The organism is Streptomyces johnsoniae (genome assembly GCF_031845565.1).
Taxonomy (GTDB): Bacteria; Actinomycetota; Actinomycetes; order Streptomycetales; family Streptomycetaceae; genus Streptomyces; species Streptomyces johnsoniae.
On record NZ_JAVREV010000005.1, the window covers coordinates 175,923 to 190,720 of the forward strand.

General features: G+C 74.0%; 10 protein-coding genes. 4 read left to right on the plus strand and 6 right to left on the minus strand.

Annotated features, from left to right (window positions below):
* Nucleotides 1-21: 21 nt before the first annotated feature.
* The 4 genes from RM779_RS10985 to RM779_RS11000 form a co-directional block, all read right to left on the minus strand.
* Nucleotides 22-1,767 (minus strand): cellulase family glycosylhydrolase, encoded by a 1,746-nt coding sequence (locus RM779_RS10985; RefSeq protein ID WP_311617497.1) that lies wholly within the window; start codon nucleotides 1,765-1,767, stop codon nucleotides 22-24.
* A gap of 278 nt (nucleotides 1,768-2,045) precedes the next feature.
* Entirely contained in the window at nucleotides 2,046-3,653 is a 1,608-nt protein-coding gene (locus tag RM779_RS10990; RefSeq protein WP_311617498.1) for an RICIN domain-containing protein, read from the minus strand.
* Nucleotides 3,654-4,489: 836 nt separating this feature from the next.
* Nucleotides 4,490-6,247: an ABC transporter ATP-binding protein gene (locus RM779_RS10995; RefSeq protein ID WP_311617499.1), complete on the minus strand. Its 1,758-nt coding sequence runs from the start codon at nucleotides 6,245-6,247 to the stop codon at nucleotides 4,490-4,492.
* Entirely contained in the window at nucleotides 6,244-8,079 is a 1,836-nt protein-coding gene (locus RM779_RS11000; RefSeq protein WP_311617500.1) for an ABC transporter ATP-binding protein, read from the minus strand. The genes RM779_RS10995 and RM779_RS11000 overlap by 4 nt, the downstream gene beginning before the upstream one ends.
* Before the next feature lie 104 nt (nucleotides 8,080-8,183).
* Between RM779_RS11000 and RM779_RS11005 the strand changes: the two genes are divergently transcribed.
* The gene (locus tag RM779_RS11005; protein ID WP_311617501.1) at nucleotides 8,184-8,873 is read left to right on the plus strand and encodes a helix-turn-helix domain-containing protein; all 690 of its coding nucleotides are present in this window, start codon (nucleotides 8,184-8,186) and stop codon (nucleotides 8,871-8,873) included.
* On the opposite strand, the gene RM779_RS11010 is transcribed toward RM779_RS11005, so the two are convergent.
* Nucleotides 8,863-9,639, minus strand: a complete 777-nt coding sequence (locus RM779_RS11010) for an SAM-dependent methyltransferase (protein ID WP_311617502.1) — start codon at nucleotides 9,637-9,639, stop codon at nucleotides 8,863-8,865. The two genes, RM779_RS11005 and RM779_RS11010, sit on opposite strands and share 11 nt — an antisense overlap.
* 123 nt (nucleotides 9,640-9,762) lie before the next feature.
* Here RM779_RS11010 and RM779_RS11015 point away from each other — a divergent pair, with 123 nt between their 5' ends.
* Nucleotides 9,763-10,905, plus strand: a complete 1,143-nt coding sequence (locus tag RM779_RS11015) for a PucR family transcriptional regulator (protein ID WP_311617503.1) — start codon at nucleotides 9,763-9,765, stop codon at nucleotides 10,903-10,905.
* On the opposite strand, the gene RM779_RS11020 is transcribed toward RM779_RS11015, so the two are convergent.
* The gene (locus RM779_RS11020; protein WP_311617504.1) at nucleotides 10,877-11,806 is read right to left on the minus strand and encodes an alpha/beta hydrolase; all 930 of its coding nucleotides are present in this window, start codon (nucleotides 11,804-11,806) and stop codon (nucleotides 10,877-10,879) included. The genes RM779_RS11015 and RM779_RS11020 overlap by 29 nt on opposite strands.
* A gap of 317 nt (nucleotides 11,807-12,123) precedes the next feature.
* On the opposite strand from RM779_RS11020, the gene RM779_RS11025 reads away from it, so the two are divergent.
* Both RM779_RS11025 and RM779_RS11030 read left to right on the plus strand, forming a co-directional pair.
* Complete coding sequence (locus RM779_RS11025; protein WP_311617683.1) at nucleotides 12,124-13,428, plus strand: SGNH/GDSL hydrolase family protein; 1,305 nt, start codon at nucleotides 12,124-12,126, stop codon at nucleotides 13,426-13,428.
* Nucleotides 13,429-13,566: 138 nt separating this feature from the next.
* The gene (locus RM779_RS11030) at nucleotides 13,567-14,664 is read left to right on the plus strand and encodes a tartrate dehydrogenase (protein ID WP_311617505.1); all 1,098 of its coding nucleotides are present in this window, start codon (nucleotides 13,567-13,569) and stop codon (nucleotides 14,662-14,664) included.
* The last annotated feature ends 134 nt before the right edge of the window (nucleotides 14,665-14,798 follow it).

A 14,798-nucleotide genomic window follows, 5' to 3' on the forward strand; every position in this document is an offset into this window, starting at 1 on the left:
GGCTCCGCGGCGGACGGGCCGTCAGGCCGGGGTGCCGGTCACCGTGGTGCCGGTGCGGGTGATGTGGTAAGTCGCGGTCGTTCCGCTCCAGTAGTGGAACGTCAGCGTTACACGGGACCCGTCGTCGACCTCGGCGAAGAACTCGGGCGTCAGGGTGGTGGCGCCCGCCGCGTAGTCCGGGGCGAACGCCCGGTCGAACTCCTTGAAGGACGTCCAGTCGTGCGGGCCCGCGTTGGTCCCGTCGTCGTACGTCGCCTCCATGGTGGCCAGCTGGTCGCCGCGGAAGTCGGTGGGGATCGCGAAGGAACTCGTCGTGCCGGTGGCGGCGTCCAGGGCCGGCGGGTCGTAGGTGATCAGGTTGATCCGCCACGGCACGCCCTGCGAGAAGTGCGCGGACAGCACCGCGTTCGTGCCGTACTCGCGCGAGCCGGAGAGCCGGGTGAGCAGGTCCGCGGTGAGCGTGAGCCGGTCGCCCTCCACCACGTAGTCCGTCCCCGGCGTCAGCTCGGTGTCCCCGTGGCGCAGACCGGTGAACGTGGTGCCGTTCGTGTGCAGCGTGAGCGTCTTGTCGGTGACGGCCTCGGAACGTGCGCTGAACACCAGGTCGGACGACGCCGTGCCCGACCTGGTCGTCCAGCTGGATTCGATCTGCCCGAACAATTCCGGGTCGTTCCACTCGAATCCGGTCCGCTGGAAGTGCTGGCCGTTGTCCCACAGCATGGTGGTGATGTTCTTGGTGCGGGCATAATGCCCGAGGAATTCGAAGAACTTCAGCTTTTCGCCCTGCTGAATGGTGCCGGTGTGCCGGTCGAATCCGAGCAGGCCGTACTCGCCGAGGACGACCGGGATGCCGCGCGCGACCAGGGTGGTGTGGACGCGGTCGAACGCCTCGGTGAGGTCCGCCCGCGCGGTCTCGTCGAAGTGGGTACCGCCCGCCACGTTCACGCTGAACGGCCAGTAGCCGTAGTAGTGCACCGTCGCGATGAGGTTCGGGTCGTCGAGGGCGTCGAACGTGGTGACCAGCTCGTCGAGCCGCGCCTGGTCGGCCGAGGTGTGCAGGGTCGGCAGGACGAGCAGGCGGGCGGCGTTGCCGCCGCCGGAGTCGCGCACGATCCCGTGGAACGAGGTGTTCAGCTCGTGGAGCAGCTCCGCGTTCTCGGCGTCGCCCGAACCGCCGGTGAACTGCGGCTCGTTCACGCTCTCGAACATCAGCTTGGGCGAGGCGTCGCGGAACGCGGCGGCGAGCTGCGTCCAGAGGGCTTCGTAGCGGGCGAGCACGCCGGTGCGGTCGGCCGGCATGTTCGCGATCCACTGCCAGGAGTCGTGGTGGACGTTGAGCATGACGTAGAAGCCGTCCTCCAGGGCCCAGCCGACCACTTCCTGCACGCGCTCCAGGTACGCCGCGTCGATGGCGTGCTCGGGCGCGGGGCCCTGGTGCTGCCCCCAGGTCACGGGGATGCGGATGCTGTTGAACCCCTGCGCCCTGACGTTGTCCAGCAGCTCCTCGGTGATGCGCGGGTTGCCCCACGAGGTCTCGTCCTCGCCGGTGGCGTCCAGCGAGTTGCCGAGGTTCCAGCCCGGCTGCATCGCCGCGACAGCGTCCACCGCGTCCACCGCGTCCCGCGGGGCGGCCGGGGCCGTGGGGGCGGCCGCCCCGGCCGTGCCCGCGGTGGCGATGCCGAGTACCGCGAGCAGCGCGGCCAGGCCGCCCGCGATCAGGCCGGCGAACCGGCGAATCGTTCCAGGACTGCCGCGACGGCCGGCCATGACGCACCTCGTCATTACGTGAAAGGGGTGGGGGGAATAGCCGGACGCATTCGCCGGCCGGGCGGGGCGGCGCGTCCCGGCGCTGCCCCGCCGTGATGGTGGCAGCGTCTCGTCACCGGATCAAGAGCGCTGACAGAATTCGATTGGCGCCTTATCAGGGACCGCTTATTCGATGGCGTTTCCCGATGGCCGGGCGGCGCGGTATTCGCTGTTCACGGCCGTCGAATGGAATTCGACGGTCATGGCCCGAACGCGCGCGCCGCCCGCGTCGTCCTGCCTCAGCAGGTCGAACGGCTGGTGTTGTTGAGGGTCAGGTTGCGGTACGTGATGTTCGTACCGCAGGGACTCTCCCTGAGCGACGTGTTGTTCAGCGTCATGTTCTGGAGGGTGATGTCACGGTTGCCTGGGAACTCGGAACGGGCCGCCAGCCGCACCTCACCGCCGCCGCTGACCGTGCCGCTCTGGCCGGCGATGGTCACGTTGTAGCAGTTCTCGATCAGGATGCTGTTGTTGCCGGTGTTCGTCAGTGTGACCCGGTCGATCACGGCGCCGCCGCTCTCGGAGACGCAGAACACCCCGCGCCCGCCGCCGCGGGCGATGACCTCGCCGACACGGATGTTGGTCGGGTAGCTGTCGCCGACGCGGCCGTTCCTGTTGGCCATGCGGAAGGCCGCGTACCCGGTGCCGGTGCCGGTGTTGTCCGCGTCGACCCGCGTGATGTTGGCGTTGATCGTGTCGTTGAGCAGCAGTCCCGAGTAGCCGACGTCGCGCGCCGTGACGGTGCCGACGGTCAGCCCGTCCACGCCGTAGGTCTCCACGCCCTGATTGGTCGCGCCGGACACGTAGACGTTGTCGATGCGGATGTTGCGCGAACGCACGGAGCGGTCACCGTGGTTGTCGATGCGGATGCCGAGCCCGCCGGACAGCCGCAGGTCGATCTGGCCGAGCACCACGTCGGTGACGTTGCGCATGAAGATCCCGTACAGCGGGGAGCCGGTCACGTTCAGGTGCCCGACCTCGACGTTGGTGGTGCCGCGGGAGTAGATCGGCGCCTGGTCACCCGAGCCGGAGCCGGTGACGTTGATGGTGCCGCACACGTCGATCGCCGTGTGGCTGGGCAGCGATACCCGGGTCCCGGCGCTGATCGAGCCGGACCCCCGCACGACCACGCGTTCCTTCGACGAACGGTTCGGCGTCAGGCTGTTGATCGCCGCCTGCATGGCGTCCCGCATGCTGCCGCCGGTGTAGACGGTGCCGCCGTTCCTGCGGGCCGTCCAGGTGCTGCCGTTGAGCGTCGCCTCCGCGTGGTAGGTCCCGGAGCCGCAGTCGGCGCTGCTGCCGTCGACCGGGACCAGCGCCCACTGCTGGTTGGCGCCGTCGAGGTCGGTGAACTGCGATACCCGCGCGCCGTCCTCGGTGGACCACTCCCATACCTCAAGCGCCTTGCCGCTGTTCCGGTTGATGAGCTGGATGTAGCCGTCGCCCGCGTCGGTGACGGAGAACTGCTGGTTGGCGGTGTTGCCGTCGGTCCACTGCTGGACGTGCGCGCCGTCCGCGGTCGACCACTCGGAGATGTCGAGCACCTTGCCGCTGTGGCGTGATCTCAGCCGGTACTGGCCCGAGCCGGAGTCGACGAACTGCCACTGCTGCCAGGCGCCGTCGTTCCGCGGCCACTGCACGATGCCGGCGCCGTCCTCGGTGGCGAGGTTGTACACGTCGAGCGCTTTGCCACTGTGCCGGTTGACCAGGACGTACCACGTGCCGGTGTCGATCTCGGCCGCGTGCGCGCGCGGCGCGGGCAGGGCGACGAGGGACGCCCCGGCCATCATCGCGACCAGCAGGGCGGCGAGCAGCCCTCGCAGGCTGCTCACACTTCGGAGAAACATGGCGGCTCCTTCTCACTGGAACGTTTCAGTGCGGGATCGCCCGGAGGCCACGCCATGGTGAATCGATTCACGTCCGGGGCGTGCGCCGCTCGGGCGAGGCGTATCTTGGGAGCGCTCCCAGAGCGGCTGGAACGTACCACCGTGATCATGCTCAGGACAAGAAGCGTGCGGGGTGGCGTTCGGCGCCCGCCCCGAGCGGTCGCGCGCCCGGCGGGCGGCGAAGCCGGTCTGCTGCCGCAGCGTGTCCCCGGCCCGGCGGCGGGGCCGCCCGCGTCCGGCCCGAACGCTCCCGCGCGCCGTGGCGAGCCCCCGTTCCGTGTGCCACGCGGGCACGAACCGCGCGTCGGCCCCGACCTCGTCGTCGACGCCGGACACGACGCCGTCCCGGCCCGCACGGTGCGGGCCGGGGCCCGCACGCGCCGCGGGCCCCGGCCCTGAGGTGCCCGCCCGCCCCGGCCAAGAGGGGTGCCGCGGCGGGAGGCCGGCAGGAGAGCCACCGTGCCGGGCCCCGTCAACGCCCCGGGGCGGTATCCGCGGCGCACGGGGGCGAAAGGCGCGGGGCCGGGAGGAGGGCCTTTGCCTCCCGGCCCCGCGGTCATGCGGCGCGCGTCCGGCGCGGCCACGCGGGGTCCGCGGCGGTGCGGACGACGGCGGGGCGGACGACGGCGGCGCGGTGCCGGCCGGCCGCGCCGGCTCACCCGGGTGCTTCCCGGGTCGGGTGACCCGGGCTCAGCCGGGTGCTCCCCGGGGCGGGTCGGGGTGCGCATCGGGTGCGTCGCTGCCGCCGGGAGGTGGGGCAGGTGCCGCTGTGGCCGGGCGGTCGGGCCGGGCGCGGGTCACTGCCGCGGGGTGCGTGCCGGGAGGTGCCAGTCGCGGGCCTCCCGGTACTGCTCGTAGAGACGGGCGAAGTAGCCACCGGCGCGGCGCAGTCCGGCGGGGTCGCCGGTCTCCACGACCCGGCCTCCGTCGAGGGCGACGACGCGGTCGGCCGCGGCAAGGGTGGCGGGCGCATGCGCGATCACCACCACGGTGCGCTCCGGATCGCCGGCGAGCGCCGCGATGGCGTCGCCCACGGCGCGTTCGTTCTCGGGGTCGAGGGCGGAGGCGGCCTCGTCGATGAGCACGATGCGGGACCGCTTGAGGAAGGCGCGGGCGATGGACACGCGCTGGCGTTCGCCGCCGGAGAGCCGGGCGCCGCCCTCGCCGACGCGGGTCAGCCAGCCTTCGGGCAGCCGGTCCGCCACCTCGTCGAGCCTGGCGGCCCGTGCGGCGGCCAGGAACTGTTCGCGGGTGGCGTCCGGGTGCGCAATCCGCACGTTCTCCTCGATCGTGTCGTCGAACAAGTACACGTCCTGGAAGACGATCGCGATGTCCTGGAGCAGTGCGTCGTGGTCGTAGTCGCGGACGTCGAGTCCGCCGACGCGCACGGTGCCCGCGTCGGCGTCGAAGAAGCGGGCGATCAGCCGGGTCACGGTGGTCTTGCCGGACCCGGAGGGGCCGACGAGGGCGGTGGTGCTGCCGGGCGGGCAGCGGAAGGAGACGTCGCGCAGCGCAGGCTCCGCCCCCGGGGCGCCGTAGGAGAAGGTGACCCCGGAGAACTCCACGTCCGCGCGGGCGACGGTGGTGACCGGCGCGCGCGGGGCCGGCAGGGCGGGGGTGCCGAGGACGGACCGGACGCGGCCCACGGCGTTGTCCATCGCCCGCAGTGCGCCGATGAGTTCGATGAGGGTGCCCAGCGGTTCGAGGAACCGCACGGCGAGGACCAGCAGCGCGACGGCCTCGGCAACGGCCAGGGAACCGCTGGTCACCCGGTGGGCGCCGACGAGGAGCACCGCGACGAAGCCGCCCATCACCACGGCGGTGTATGACAGGTCGGGCAGCAGCGAGCGGCGCAGCCCGCGGCGGTAGACCTCGCGGTGCTCCTCCAGCGCGGCCCGCATCCGGACCGTTCCCGTGCTGCCCTGTCCGGCGGCGCGCAGCACCGGCTGGGCCTGGCCGAACTCGACGGCACGGCCCGCGATTCCCGCCGCCGCCCGTTCGAGCTCGATGTCGGCGGCGGAGGCGACGCGCCCGGCCCTGCGCAGCGTCAGCCAGGCGAACGGCACGACGGCGAGGAACAGCAGCGCCGTGCGCCAGTCGACGGCGAGGGTGACCACAAGGACGGTGGCCGGCACCAGGGTGGCGGTGATGGCGGGGGCGCCGATGGTCACGGCGAGCTGGCCGATGGCGCCCGCGTCGGAGGTGACGGCGCGGGCCAGCCGGGCGCGGTGGCCGGCGGTGAACCAGCCGAGCGGCAGGGTGGCGACGTGGCGGACGATCCGGTGGCGCAGCCGCGCGCCCAGTTCCATGGAGGCGGCGAAGCCGACGGGGGTGGCGATGACGGTCAGCACGCCGTGGCCGAGCACTCCGGCGCAGCCGAGCAGCAGCCAGGGGGTGGCCGCGCCGAAGTCCGGTTCGGGGCGCAGCAGGGCGTGGAGGACCGGCACCAGCAGTCCCAGGAGCAGGCCCTGGAGGACGGCGAGCACGGCTTGCAGCGCACCGAGCCGCAGGAGGAGCCCGGGGTCGGGGAGGAGGGCGTGGAGACGGCGGATCATGCGGGGGCTCCGTTCTGCTGGGCGTGCCACATGCGGGCGTAGAGCCCGTCGTGGGCCAGGAGGTCGGTGTGGGTGCCGCGTTCGGCCAGGCGTCCGCCGTCCAGGACGAGGATCTGGTCGGCCCGCCGGATGGTGCGCAGCCGGTGGGCGATGACCAGGACCGTCCGGCCGGCGGCGAGTTCGGCCAGCGCCCGCTGGACCGCGGTCTCGCTATCCGGGTCGAGGGAGGCGGTGGCCTCGTCGAGGACGACGACGGGGGCGCCGGACAGGATGCAGCGGGCGATGGTCAGCCGCTGCCGTTCCCCGCCGGACAGGCCGGCGCCCCCCGAGTCGAGCACGGTGTCGTAGCCCTGGGGCAGTGCCTCGATGACGTCGTGGACGTGTGCCGCCTCGGCCGCCTTCCGCACTTCTTCCTCGCCGGCGCCGGGGCGGCCCAGGCGGATGTTCTCCCGGACGGTGTCGTGGAGGAGGACGACGTCCTGGAAGACGAGCGCCATCGAGGACAGCAGGGTGGTGGTGTCGAGCGCGCGGATGTCGGCGCCGCCGAGCTGGATCGTTCCCGAGGTGACGTCGTGGAAGCGCGGCAGCAGTCCCGCCAGGGTGGACTTGCCGGCGCCTGAGGGGCCGACGACCGCGGTGACGGTGCCGGGTTCGAGGACCGTGCTGATGTCCTCCAGGGCGTGGGTGACGCCGTCGTAGGAGAAGGTGACGCGGTCCAGTTCCACCCGGTGCCCCTGCGGAGTCAGGGGCCGGTCGGGCCGCGGCAGCGGGGGCCGCGCGAGCAGGTCCTCGATGCCCGCGGCGGCGGCCCGGCCCTTGCGCACGCCCTGCGCGCCCTGGATGGCGGGGGTGATGGAGGTGGGCAGGCCGACGCCGACGACGAGGAACGGCAGCAGGTCCGCCATGGTCATCAGGTCGGCGCGGACGAACGCCAGGCCGGCCGCCATGACCACGGCGAGCACGGTCATCTCGGCGGCGAGCAGCCGGGAGGCGGCGGAGCTGTAACGGGTCTGCCGCACCCAGGCGCGCATGGCGGCGGTGTGCTCGCACACACCCTCGTCGAAGCGCTCCAGGACGCGCCCGCCGGTGCCGTACGCCTTCACCACCGCGATCCCGTCGGCGTATTCGACGGCGGCGGCGCTGATGCGCCGCTCGGCGGCCAGCAACCGGTTCACGTGTTCCGTCATCGACCGCATCGCGACCCGGTAGGCCACGGCCATGCCGGCGAGCACCCCGGCGGTGACCAATGCCATGCGCCAGTCGACGAGCAGGAGGTAGCCGAGGCCGACGGTGATCGCGGTGGCCGCGCCGATGACCTCGCCCAGGGCGTGGGCGATGACCTGGTGCATCTCCTCCAGGTCGTTGGTCATGCGCCTCTTGACCAGTCCGGAGCCGCTCGCCCGGAACCAGCCGAGCGGCACCACGCCGAGGTGGTGCACCATGCGCACCCGCAGCCGGTGCAGGATCTCGGCGTCGGCGTAGTGGCCGACGCGGGAGGAGGCGAGGACCAGCACCAGGCGCAGGCAGGCCCCGGCGGTGCCGGTCCAGGCCCACAGCCGGATCGTGTCCGCGGAACCGGAACCGGAACCGGAACCGGAACCGGCAGCCGAGGCGCCGCCATCGCCGAGGGCGAGACGGGCGATCTCGGCGACGGCGAGATAGGGGACGACCCCGGCCGCGGCGCCGAGTGCGGAGAGCAGCGCGCACGTCATCAGGTGGCCGCGGACGGGGCGCAGCAGGCGCGCCAGCGGGCCGGAGGGGAGCAGCCGTGGCCGCGCCGGGAGCGCGTCCGGCACGGCTGCCGGGTCCTGGGAAGGGGAGAGAGCTGTCATCCGCATTCCTTGCTGGTGGTGACCGGGCCGGGGCCGGCGAACCCGGGTGAGGTAAGGCTGTCCTTACCTTGCCGGTTGAAGTCGACGTGATGTCAAATGGCGTCATGACGGATTCCGGAGTCACCATCGGCGAGGCCGCCGCGCTGTACGGCGTCGCGCCCTCGACGCTGCGCTGGTGGGAGCGGCAGGGAGTGCTGCGCCCGCCGGCCCGCGCGGGGGGGCGCCGTTCGTATGCGGCCCACGACCTGCGCCGCATCGGCCTGGCCTACCTGTGCTGTGTGACCGGCACCATGCCGCTCGACCGCGCCGCCATCGTGACTTCGGGCAGGTCGGCGCACACGGCCTGGCAGGAGACGGTGCGGGAGCAGATCGCCCGCCTCGACCGGGAGGCCGAGCAGTTGATGGCGGCCCGCGCCTATCTGGAGCACCTGCTCGGCTGCACGGACGACGATCCCGCGGCGCACTGCCCGGTGCTCGACGGCGACCTCGCCGCGCACACGCCCCGGGGCCGGGTGTCCGAGCCGGGCCTGACGGCCGCGGCCCGCGCCGCCCGCGCGCACCCGCTCCCGGCGCGGCGGGACGGGAGCCGGGTGCAGCGTGGCGAAAAGACGCCGCAGCCCGCGGGGCGTTACGAAAAGGAAGCAGCCGGGACCCCCGAGTGCCCCGGCTGCGGCGGGACGTTCACCCGGGCGCCGCGCGGCAGATCACGCACCTACTGCTCGCCGGCCTGCCGGCAGCGTGCCTACCGTGCGCGGGCCGCGCGGCGCCGGGCGCCCGGCGGGGTCAGTGCTTGACGGCCAGTCCGCACATGGCGTCCACGGGCTGTTCGTCCTCGAAGACGGGGTGTTCGGGGCGCCAGCGTTCGATGGTGACCACGCCGGGGTCCAGCAGCGTCAGCCCGTCGAAGAAGGCCGTGACCTCCTCGGGGCTGCGCAGCGTGTAGTCGCCGGCCAGGCGCGCGTTGTAGTCGCTGGTGGCCGCGTTGAGCGTGGCGTTGGTGTTGGTGCCGTCGCTGATGGCCAGGTAGCTGCCCCGGGACAGCGGGGCGATCAGCCGCCGAACGATGTCGGCGGGCCCGTCCTCGTCGGTGAGGTGCCCGAGGATGCCGAGCATGGTCACGGCGATGGGCCGGGAGAAGTCCAGCAGCTCGGCCGCCTGCTCCAGGATCGCGTCGGGATCGCGCACGTCCGCGTCGATGTACGCGGTCTCGCCCGCCGGGGTGCTGGTGAGCAGCGCGCGGGCGTGCGCGAGGACCAGCGGATCGTTGTCGACGTACACGATCTTGGACTCGGGGGCCACGCGCTGCGCGACCTCGTGGGTGTTGTCCACGGTCGGCAGGCCCGTGCCCAGGTCGAGGAACTGGCGTATGCCCGCCTCCCCCGCGAGGAAGCGGACGGCTCTGGACAGGAACATCCGCTGGTACTGCGCGGTGCGCACGATGCCGGGGTAGACGCGCGTGATCTGCTCGCCCGCGTCCTTGTCCGTGGCGTACCAATCCTTGCCGCCCAGCCAGAAGTTCCACACCCGGGCCGAATGCGCCTTCGAGTTGTCGATCTCCATCTGCTGCCTCCGTCGGCCGTGCTGTTGTGGTCAGCGGAAGCGTAGCCACCCGGGAACGGGCCCCGCGTGCGCGGACGTGTTCGCGGCCTTGTCCTTCCGGGGTCCTTTTCTACACTTGCGGTCGTGAAGGGCTTGCTGCTGCGCCTGTCCTCCCTCGACGCCGACGCGGCCGCCGCGGTGCGGGTGATCGCGCACTTCCAGGCGCTGCTCGGCGCCGGCCGGCTCGATCCGGCGGCCCTGCTGCGTTCCGTCGCCGGTCTGGCCGAATGCCCCGCGGGCCTTGAGCTGGCCGACGGCCGTGCCTTCCGCGCCGGGCCGGACGGCGCCGTCGTGACCGGCCCGCCCGAGCGGGTCTCCGGCGAGGCGGCGCTGCGCCCGGCGGGCCGGGTCTGGCTCGAACGGCCGGGCCGCGCCGGTCCGTTCGACGATCTGGTGCTTGAGTGGCTGGCCATCGCGGCGCATACCGCCCAGCAGCCCTTCCGGGTGGCCGACCCCGCCCTGGTCGAGGTGGTGCTGTCGGCGCGCGAAGCCTTCGCCGACCGGGCCAGGGCGCTGCGCCTGCTCGGCCTCGCGTCCGAACAGCCCCTGCGGGTCGTCGCCGTGATGGGCCCGGGCGACCCCGAGGTGACCGCGCTTGCGCTGCTCGGCCGCGGCGGCGTGCCCGGCACCGTCCGCGTCGCGCACGTCGGCGCGTACGGGGTGGCCCTGGTGCAGCGGGCCGCGGCCGGGTCGCCCGCCGCCGAGCTGCGCGCGGCGGTGCGCGGCGCCGTCCGGGCCGGTATCGGTGGTCCGGCCGACGCGCTGGGTGCCGCGGCCTCCTGGGAACAGGCGCTGGCAGCGCTGCGCTTCGCGCAGCCCGGCGTGCCCGCCGACGCGGTGGCCGACCACGACGAGCTGGGCGCGGTCGTCCTGCTGGCCGACGTCCCCGCGGCCCGGCTCGCGGCGCTGCCCGACGTGCGGCGGCTGGCCGGGATCGTGGAACGCGAGGGCGGCGGGCGGCACGTCGCGGCGCTCGCCGCGTTCTGCCGCACCGGCTCGCTGCGCGCGGCGGCGGCCGAACTGCACCTGCACCACAGCTCGGTGGCGGCCCGCCTCGGCCGCGTCGAGGCGGCCACCGGCTGGCGGCTGCGGGAGCCCGGTGACCGGTTCCGCGCCCAACTCGCGCTGCACGCCTGGCGGCTGGCCGCGACCGGCGAACGCGGGTCCGCTGCCGCGCCGTCCGCTGCCGTGCCGTCCGTCACCGCGCCGCCCGGCGCAGCACCGTGATCTCCTCCGCCGCCATCCGCCGCGCGACGGCCGCGTGCCGTACCAGCGACGCGCCGTGGAACGTGCCGGGGAACAGGTGCAGTTCCGCGAAGACGCCCGCGGTCAGCAGCGAGCGCGCGTAGTCGATGCCCTCGTCCCGCAGCGGGTCGAACGCCATCACCGCCACGTGCGCCGGGGGCAGGCCCGCCAGGTCGCCCGGCGCCGCCCGCGCCGGGGCGGCCGTCGCCGGCACCCCGGCCGAGCCGGGCACGCCAGCGCCCAGGTAGGCGGCCCAGCTCAGCTCCGCGTTGCGCCGGTTCCACACCGGCGTGTCCGTGAACTGCCGCGCGCTCGGCGTGTCCAGCCGGTCGTCAAGGGCGGGGCTGTCCAGGTACTGGAAGCAGATGCCGGGCCCGCCGCGCTCCCGCGCCAGCATGGCCACCGCCGTCGCCAGGCAGGCGCCCGCGCTGTCCCCGGCCACCACCACCCGTTCCGGATCGGCGCCGAGGCGGGCGGCGTTCGCGGCCGTCCAGCACAGCGCGGCGTAGCAGTCCTCCGGCGCGGCCGGGTAAGGGTGTTCCGGCGCGAGCCGGTAGTCGGGGGACACGACGATGCCCGGCAGCGCGCGGCACAGGCGCAGGTTGGCCTCGTGGTCCACGTCGGGGCCGCCCAGCAGGAACCCGCCGCCGTGGATGCGGAGCACGACGGGCAGCGGGTCGCGCGCGGCGGCGGGCCGGTAGAGGCGCAGGGCGGTGCCCGCCTCGCGGACGTCCGTCACCACCACGCCCTCGGTGTCCGCGGCGGCGACCTGGCGGGCCAGCTCGGCCGCCTGCGCGGCCCGCGCGGCGGCCAGGTCGGAGACGTTCACCTCGGGCATCATCGCCAGCGCGGCGGCCAGTTCGGGGTCGAAGGGGTAGCGCATGCGCCCACCGTGGCACCCGCAGAGCGCGCCCGGTACCGGACAGGCGTCGGCGGGGGCGCCCGCGCCGTCCGACAGCCGCACCGGGCGCGCGCCCGCGTGCCGCGGGCGTCGGGCGCGCCCCGCGCGATGCCCGACGCGCGTCGGATGTGCGCGGCCCGCCGCGCGTGGCACCGTGCTCCGGTGATCCGGCACGGGTCCTGGCGCCTCGCCGCGGACGTTCCGCGCCGGGCCGCCGGGTGCGCAGAGCGGCCCCATGGCTCCCGTGCCGCAGTGCGCCTGCCACCGACACCAGGAAAGGGTCCGCCGCCGTGAAGAGAATGTCCGGGGTGCTCCACCTCGCCGCGTCAGGACTGCTCGCGATCGGTCTGCTGGCCGCCTCCTCCGCCGTCGGGGCCGGGGCGGCCGACGGCGGGGACGCGCGGGGCGGCGCGGGGGACGGGGGGCGGCACTGGGTCCATACCTGGACGGCCATGCCGCAGCTGACCGAGCCCGCGAACATGCCGCCCGAGCCGTTCACCGGCGAGGACGTGGTGCTTGCCGACGCCACGCTGCGCCAGACCGTCAGGGCCACGATCGGCGGCGACGATCTGCGGCTGCGCTTCTCCAACGCGTTCGGTGGCGCGCCGCTGCCCCTCACCGAGGTGTCGGTGGCGCTGCCGCGGGACGGCCGGGCGGGCGCGGCCGCGATCGAGCCGGGCTCGGCCCGCCCGGTCACCTTCCACGAACGGTCCGCCACGACCGTGCCGCCCGGCGCCCACGTGGTCTCCGACCCGCTGCCGTTCCGGGTCCTTCCCGGCACGGACCTGACGGTGACGGTGTACCTGGCCGAGGGGCAGGCGTCGCTCGACATCACCTCCCACCCGGGCTCGCGGACGACGTCCCACCTGCTGGCGGGCAACCACGTCGACGCCGCGGAGCTGCCCGGGGCGACTCCCACGGACCACTGGTACTTCCTGAGCGGCCTTGAGGTCCGCGCGCCGGGCGGCACCGGCGCGGCCGTCGTCGTCGGCGATTCGCTGACGGACGGCAGGGGTTCGACCACCAATATGAACGACCGCTGGCCCGACCAGCTGTTCGACCGCCTCGACTCCCGTCCCGCCACGGCCGGTACCGCCGTTCTCAACCAGGCCGCGGGCGGCAACCGCGTGCTGAACGACGGCCTCGGCCCGAACCTGCTCGCCCGCCTCGACCGCGACGTGCTCGCGGCCAGCGGCGCCGAGTGGCTCGTCGTCTTCCACGGCGTCAACGACATCGGCACGGCGGCGGCGACGCCGGCCGCCCAGGCGGACGTCACCGCCCAACTGCTCGCCGCCTACGACCAGATCGTCACCCGCGCCCATGCCCAGGGCATCCGCGTGTATGGGGCGACGCTGCCGCCGTTCGGCGGCAACGAGATGTACGACGACGCCGCGGGGCTGCGGGCGGAGACGCGGCAGGCCGTGAACACGTGGATACGCGAGGCCGGCCGCTTCGACGCGGTGATCGACTTCGACGCGGCGGTGCGGGACCCGGCCGACCCCGGGCGCCTGCTGCCCGCGGCCGACGTCGGCGACCATCTGCACCTCAACCCGCACGGCTACGGGCTGCTGGCGGACGCGGTGCCGGCCCGGCTGTTCCGCTGAGTTCCGGTTCCCGTTCCCTGTTCCCTGTTCCCTGTTCCCGGCGTGGCGGGCCGCCGGTGCCACTCATCGGCCACGCCTATGAGTGGCATCGGCAGCACGTGTTGGACGCCGCGCGCCGCGGCCGGTTGACTCGGCGGCATGACGACCAGGACCTTCCGCATCGCCGCCATACCCGCAGACGGAGTCGGCGAGGAGGTGGTCGCCGCGGGCCGTGCCGTGCTCGACGCCCTGGCCGAGGGCTCGGGCGGCGCGTTCGGCTTCGCCTGGGAGGAGTTCCCCTGGGGCGCGCGCCACTACGCGGAGACCGGCCGCATGATGGACGAGGACGGTCTCGAACGGCTGCGGCCGTTCGACGCGATCTACTTCGGCGCGGTCGGCTGGCCCACCGTGCCCGACCACGTCAGTCTCTGGGGGCTGCGCCTGGCCATCTGCCAGGGCTTCGACCAGTGGGCCAACATCCGCCCGGTGCACTTCCTGCCCGGCGTCCGCAGCCCGCTGCGCAGCGCGGACGACCACGAGCTGGACTGGGTGGTGGTGCGGGAGAACAGCGAGGGCGAGTACGCCGGTCTCGGCGGGCGCAATCTGGCGGCGCGCGGCCCGGGCGGCGAAGTCGCCGTGCAGTCCTCGCTGTTCACCGAGGTGGGCTGCGAACGCATCATCCGCTTCGCCTTCGAACTGGCCCGCACCCGCAGCCGCCGCAAGCTGTCGAGCGTGACCAAGAGCAACGCGCAGCAGTATGGCATGGTGCTGTGGGACGAGGTCTTCCGGCGCGTGGCGGCCGAGTACCCGGACGTGGAGACCGAGAGCGTGCTGGTGGACGCGATGTCCGCGAAGTTTGTGCTGCGCCCGGAGGACCTGTCGGTGGTGGTCGCCTCCAACCTGCACGCCGACATCCTCTCCGACCTCGGCAGCGCGCTGGCGGGCAGCCTCGGCCTGGCGGCGAGCGCCAACCTGAATCCGGAACGGCGTTTCCCCAGCATGTTCGAGCCGGTGCACGGCTCCGCGCCCGACATCGCGGGCCTCGGCCGCGCCAACCCGATCGGCGCGGTGGGCAGCGCGGCGCTGATGCTGGATCACCTGGGGCTGCCGGCCGAGGCCGCCCGCCTGCACCGCGCCATCGCGGCCACCACCGCGGCCGGGGTGCTGACCCGGGACGTGGGCGGCACGGCCGGCACCGAAGAGGTGACCGACGCGCTCATCGGCGCCCTCGGCACCTACGGCACCCTCGACGGCTGAGACGCCGCGGGGGTACCGGGGGTACCGGGGGTGCCGGGGGTGCCCGAGTTGCGGCCGTGTTGCCTCCCGTGGCGATTCCGGCCGCGGGAGGGCGCGAAGCCGCCGGTCAGGCGCCCGGGGCGGGTGGGCGAGCC

Excerpts from the sequence above, each read along its gene's own strand:
- RM779_RS11005 (WP_311617501.1), top strand. The coding sequence starts at position 8,184 with ATGACGGATTCCGGAGTCACCATCGGCGAGGCCGCCGCGCTGTACGGC.
- RM779_RS11030 (WP_311617505.1), top strand. The coding sequence starts at position 13,567 with ATGACGACCAGGACCTTCCGCATCGCCGCCATACCCGCAGACGGAGTC.
- RM779_RS11020 (WP_311617504.1), bottom strand. The coding sequence starts at position 11,806 with ATGCGCTACCCCTTCGACCCCGAACTGGCCGCCGCGCTGGCGATGATG.
- RM779_RS11000 (WP_311617500.1), bottom strand. The coding sequence starts at position 8,079 with ATGACAGCTCTCTCCCCTTCCCAGGACCCGGCAGCCGTGCCGGACGCG.
- RM779_RS10985 (WP_311617497.1), bottom strand. The coding sequence starts at position 1,767 with ATGGCCGGCCGTCGCGGCAGTCCTGGAACGATTCGCCGGTTCGCCGGC.
- RM779_RS10995 (WP_311617499.1), bottom strand. The coding sequence starts at position 6,247 with ATGATCCGCCGTCTCCACGCCCTCCTCCCCGACCCCGGGCTCCTCCTG.
- RM779_RS11025 (WP_311617683.1), top strand. The coding sequence starts at position 12,124 with ATGTCCGGGGTGCTCCACCTCGCCGCGTCAGGACTGCTCGCGATCGGT.
- RM779_RS10990 (WP_311617498.1), bottom strand. The coding sequence starts at position 3,653 with ATGTTTCTCCGAAGTGTGAGCAGCCTGCGAGGGCTGCTCGCCGCCCTG.
- RM779_RS11010 (WP_311617502.1), bottom strand. The coding sequence starts at position 9,639 with ATGGAGATCGACAACTCGAAGGCGCATTCGGCCCGGGTGTGGAACTTC.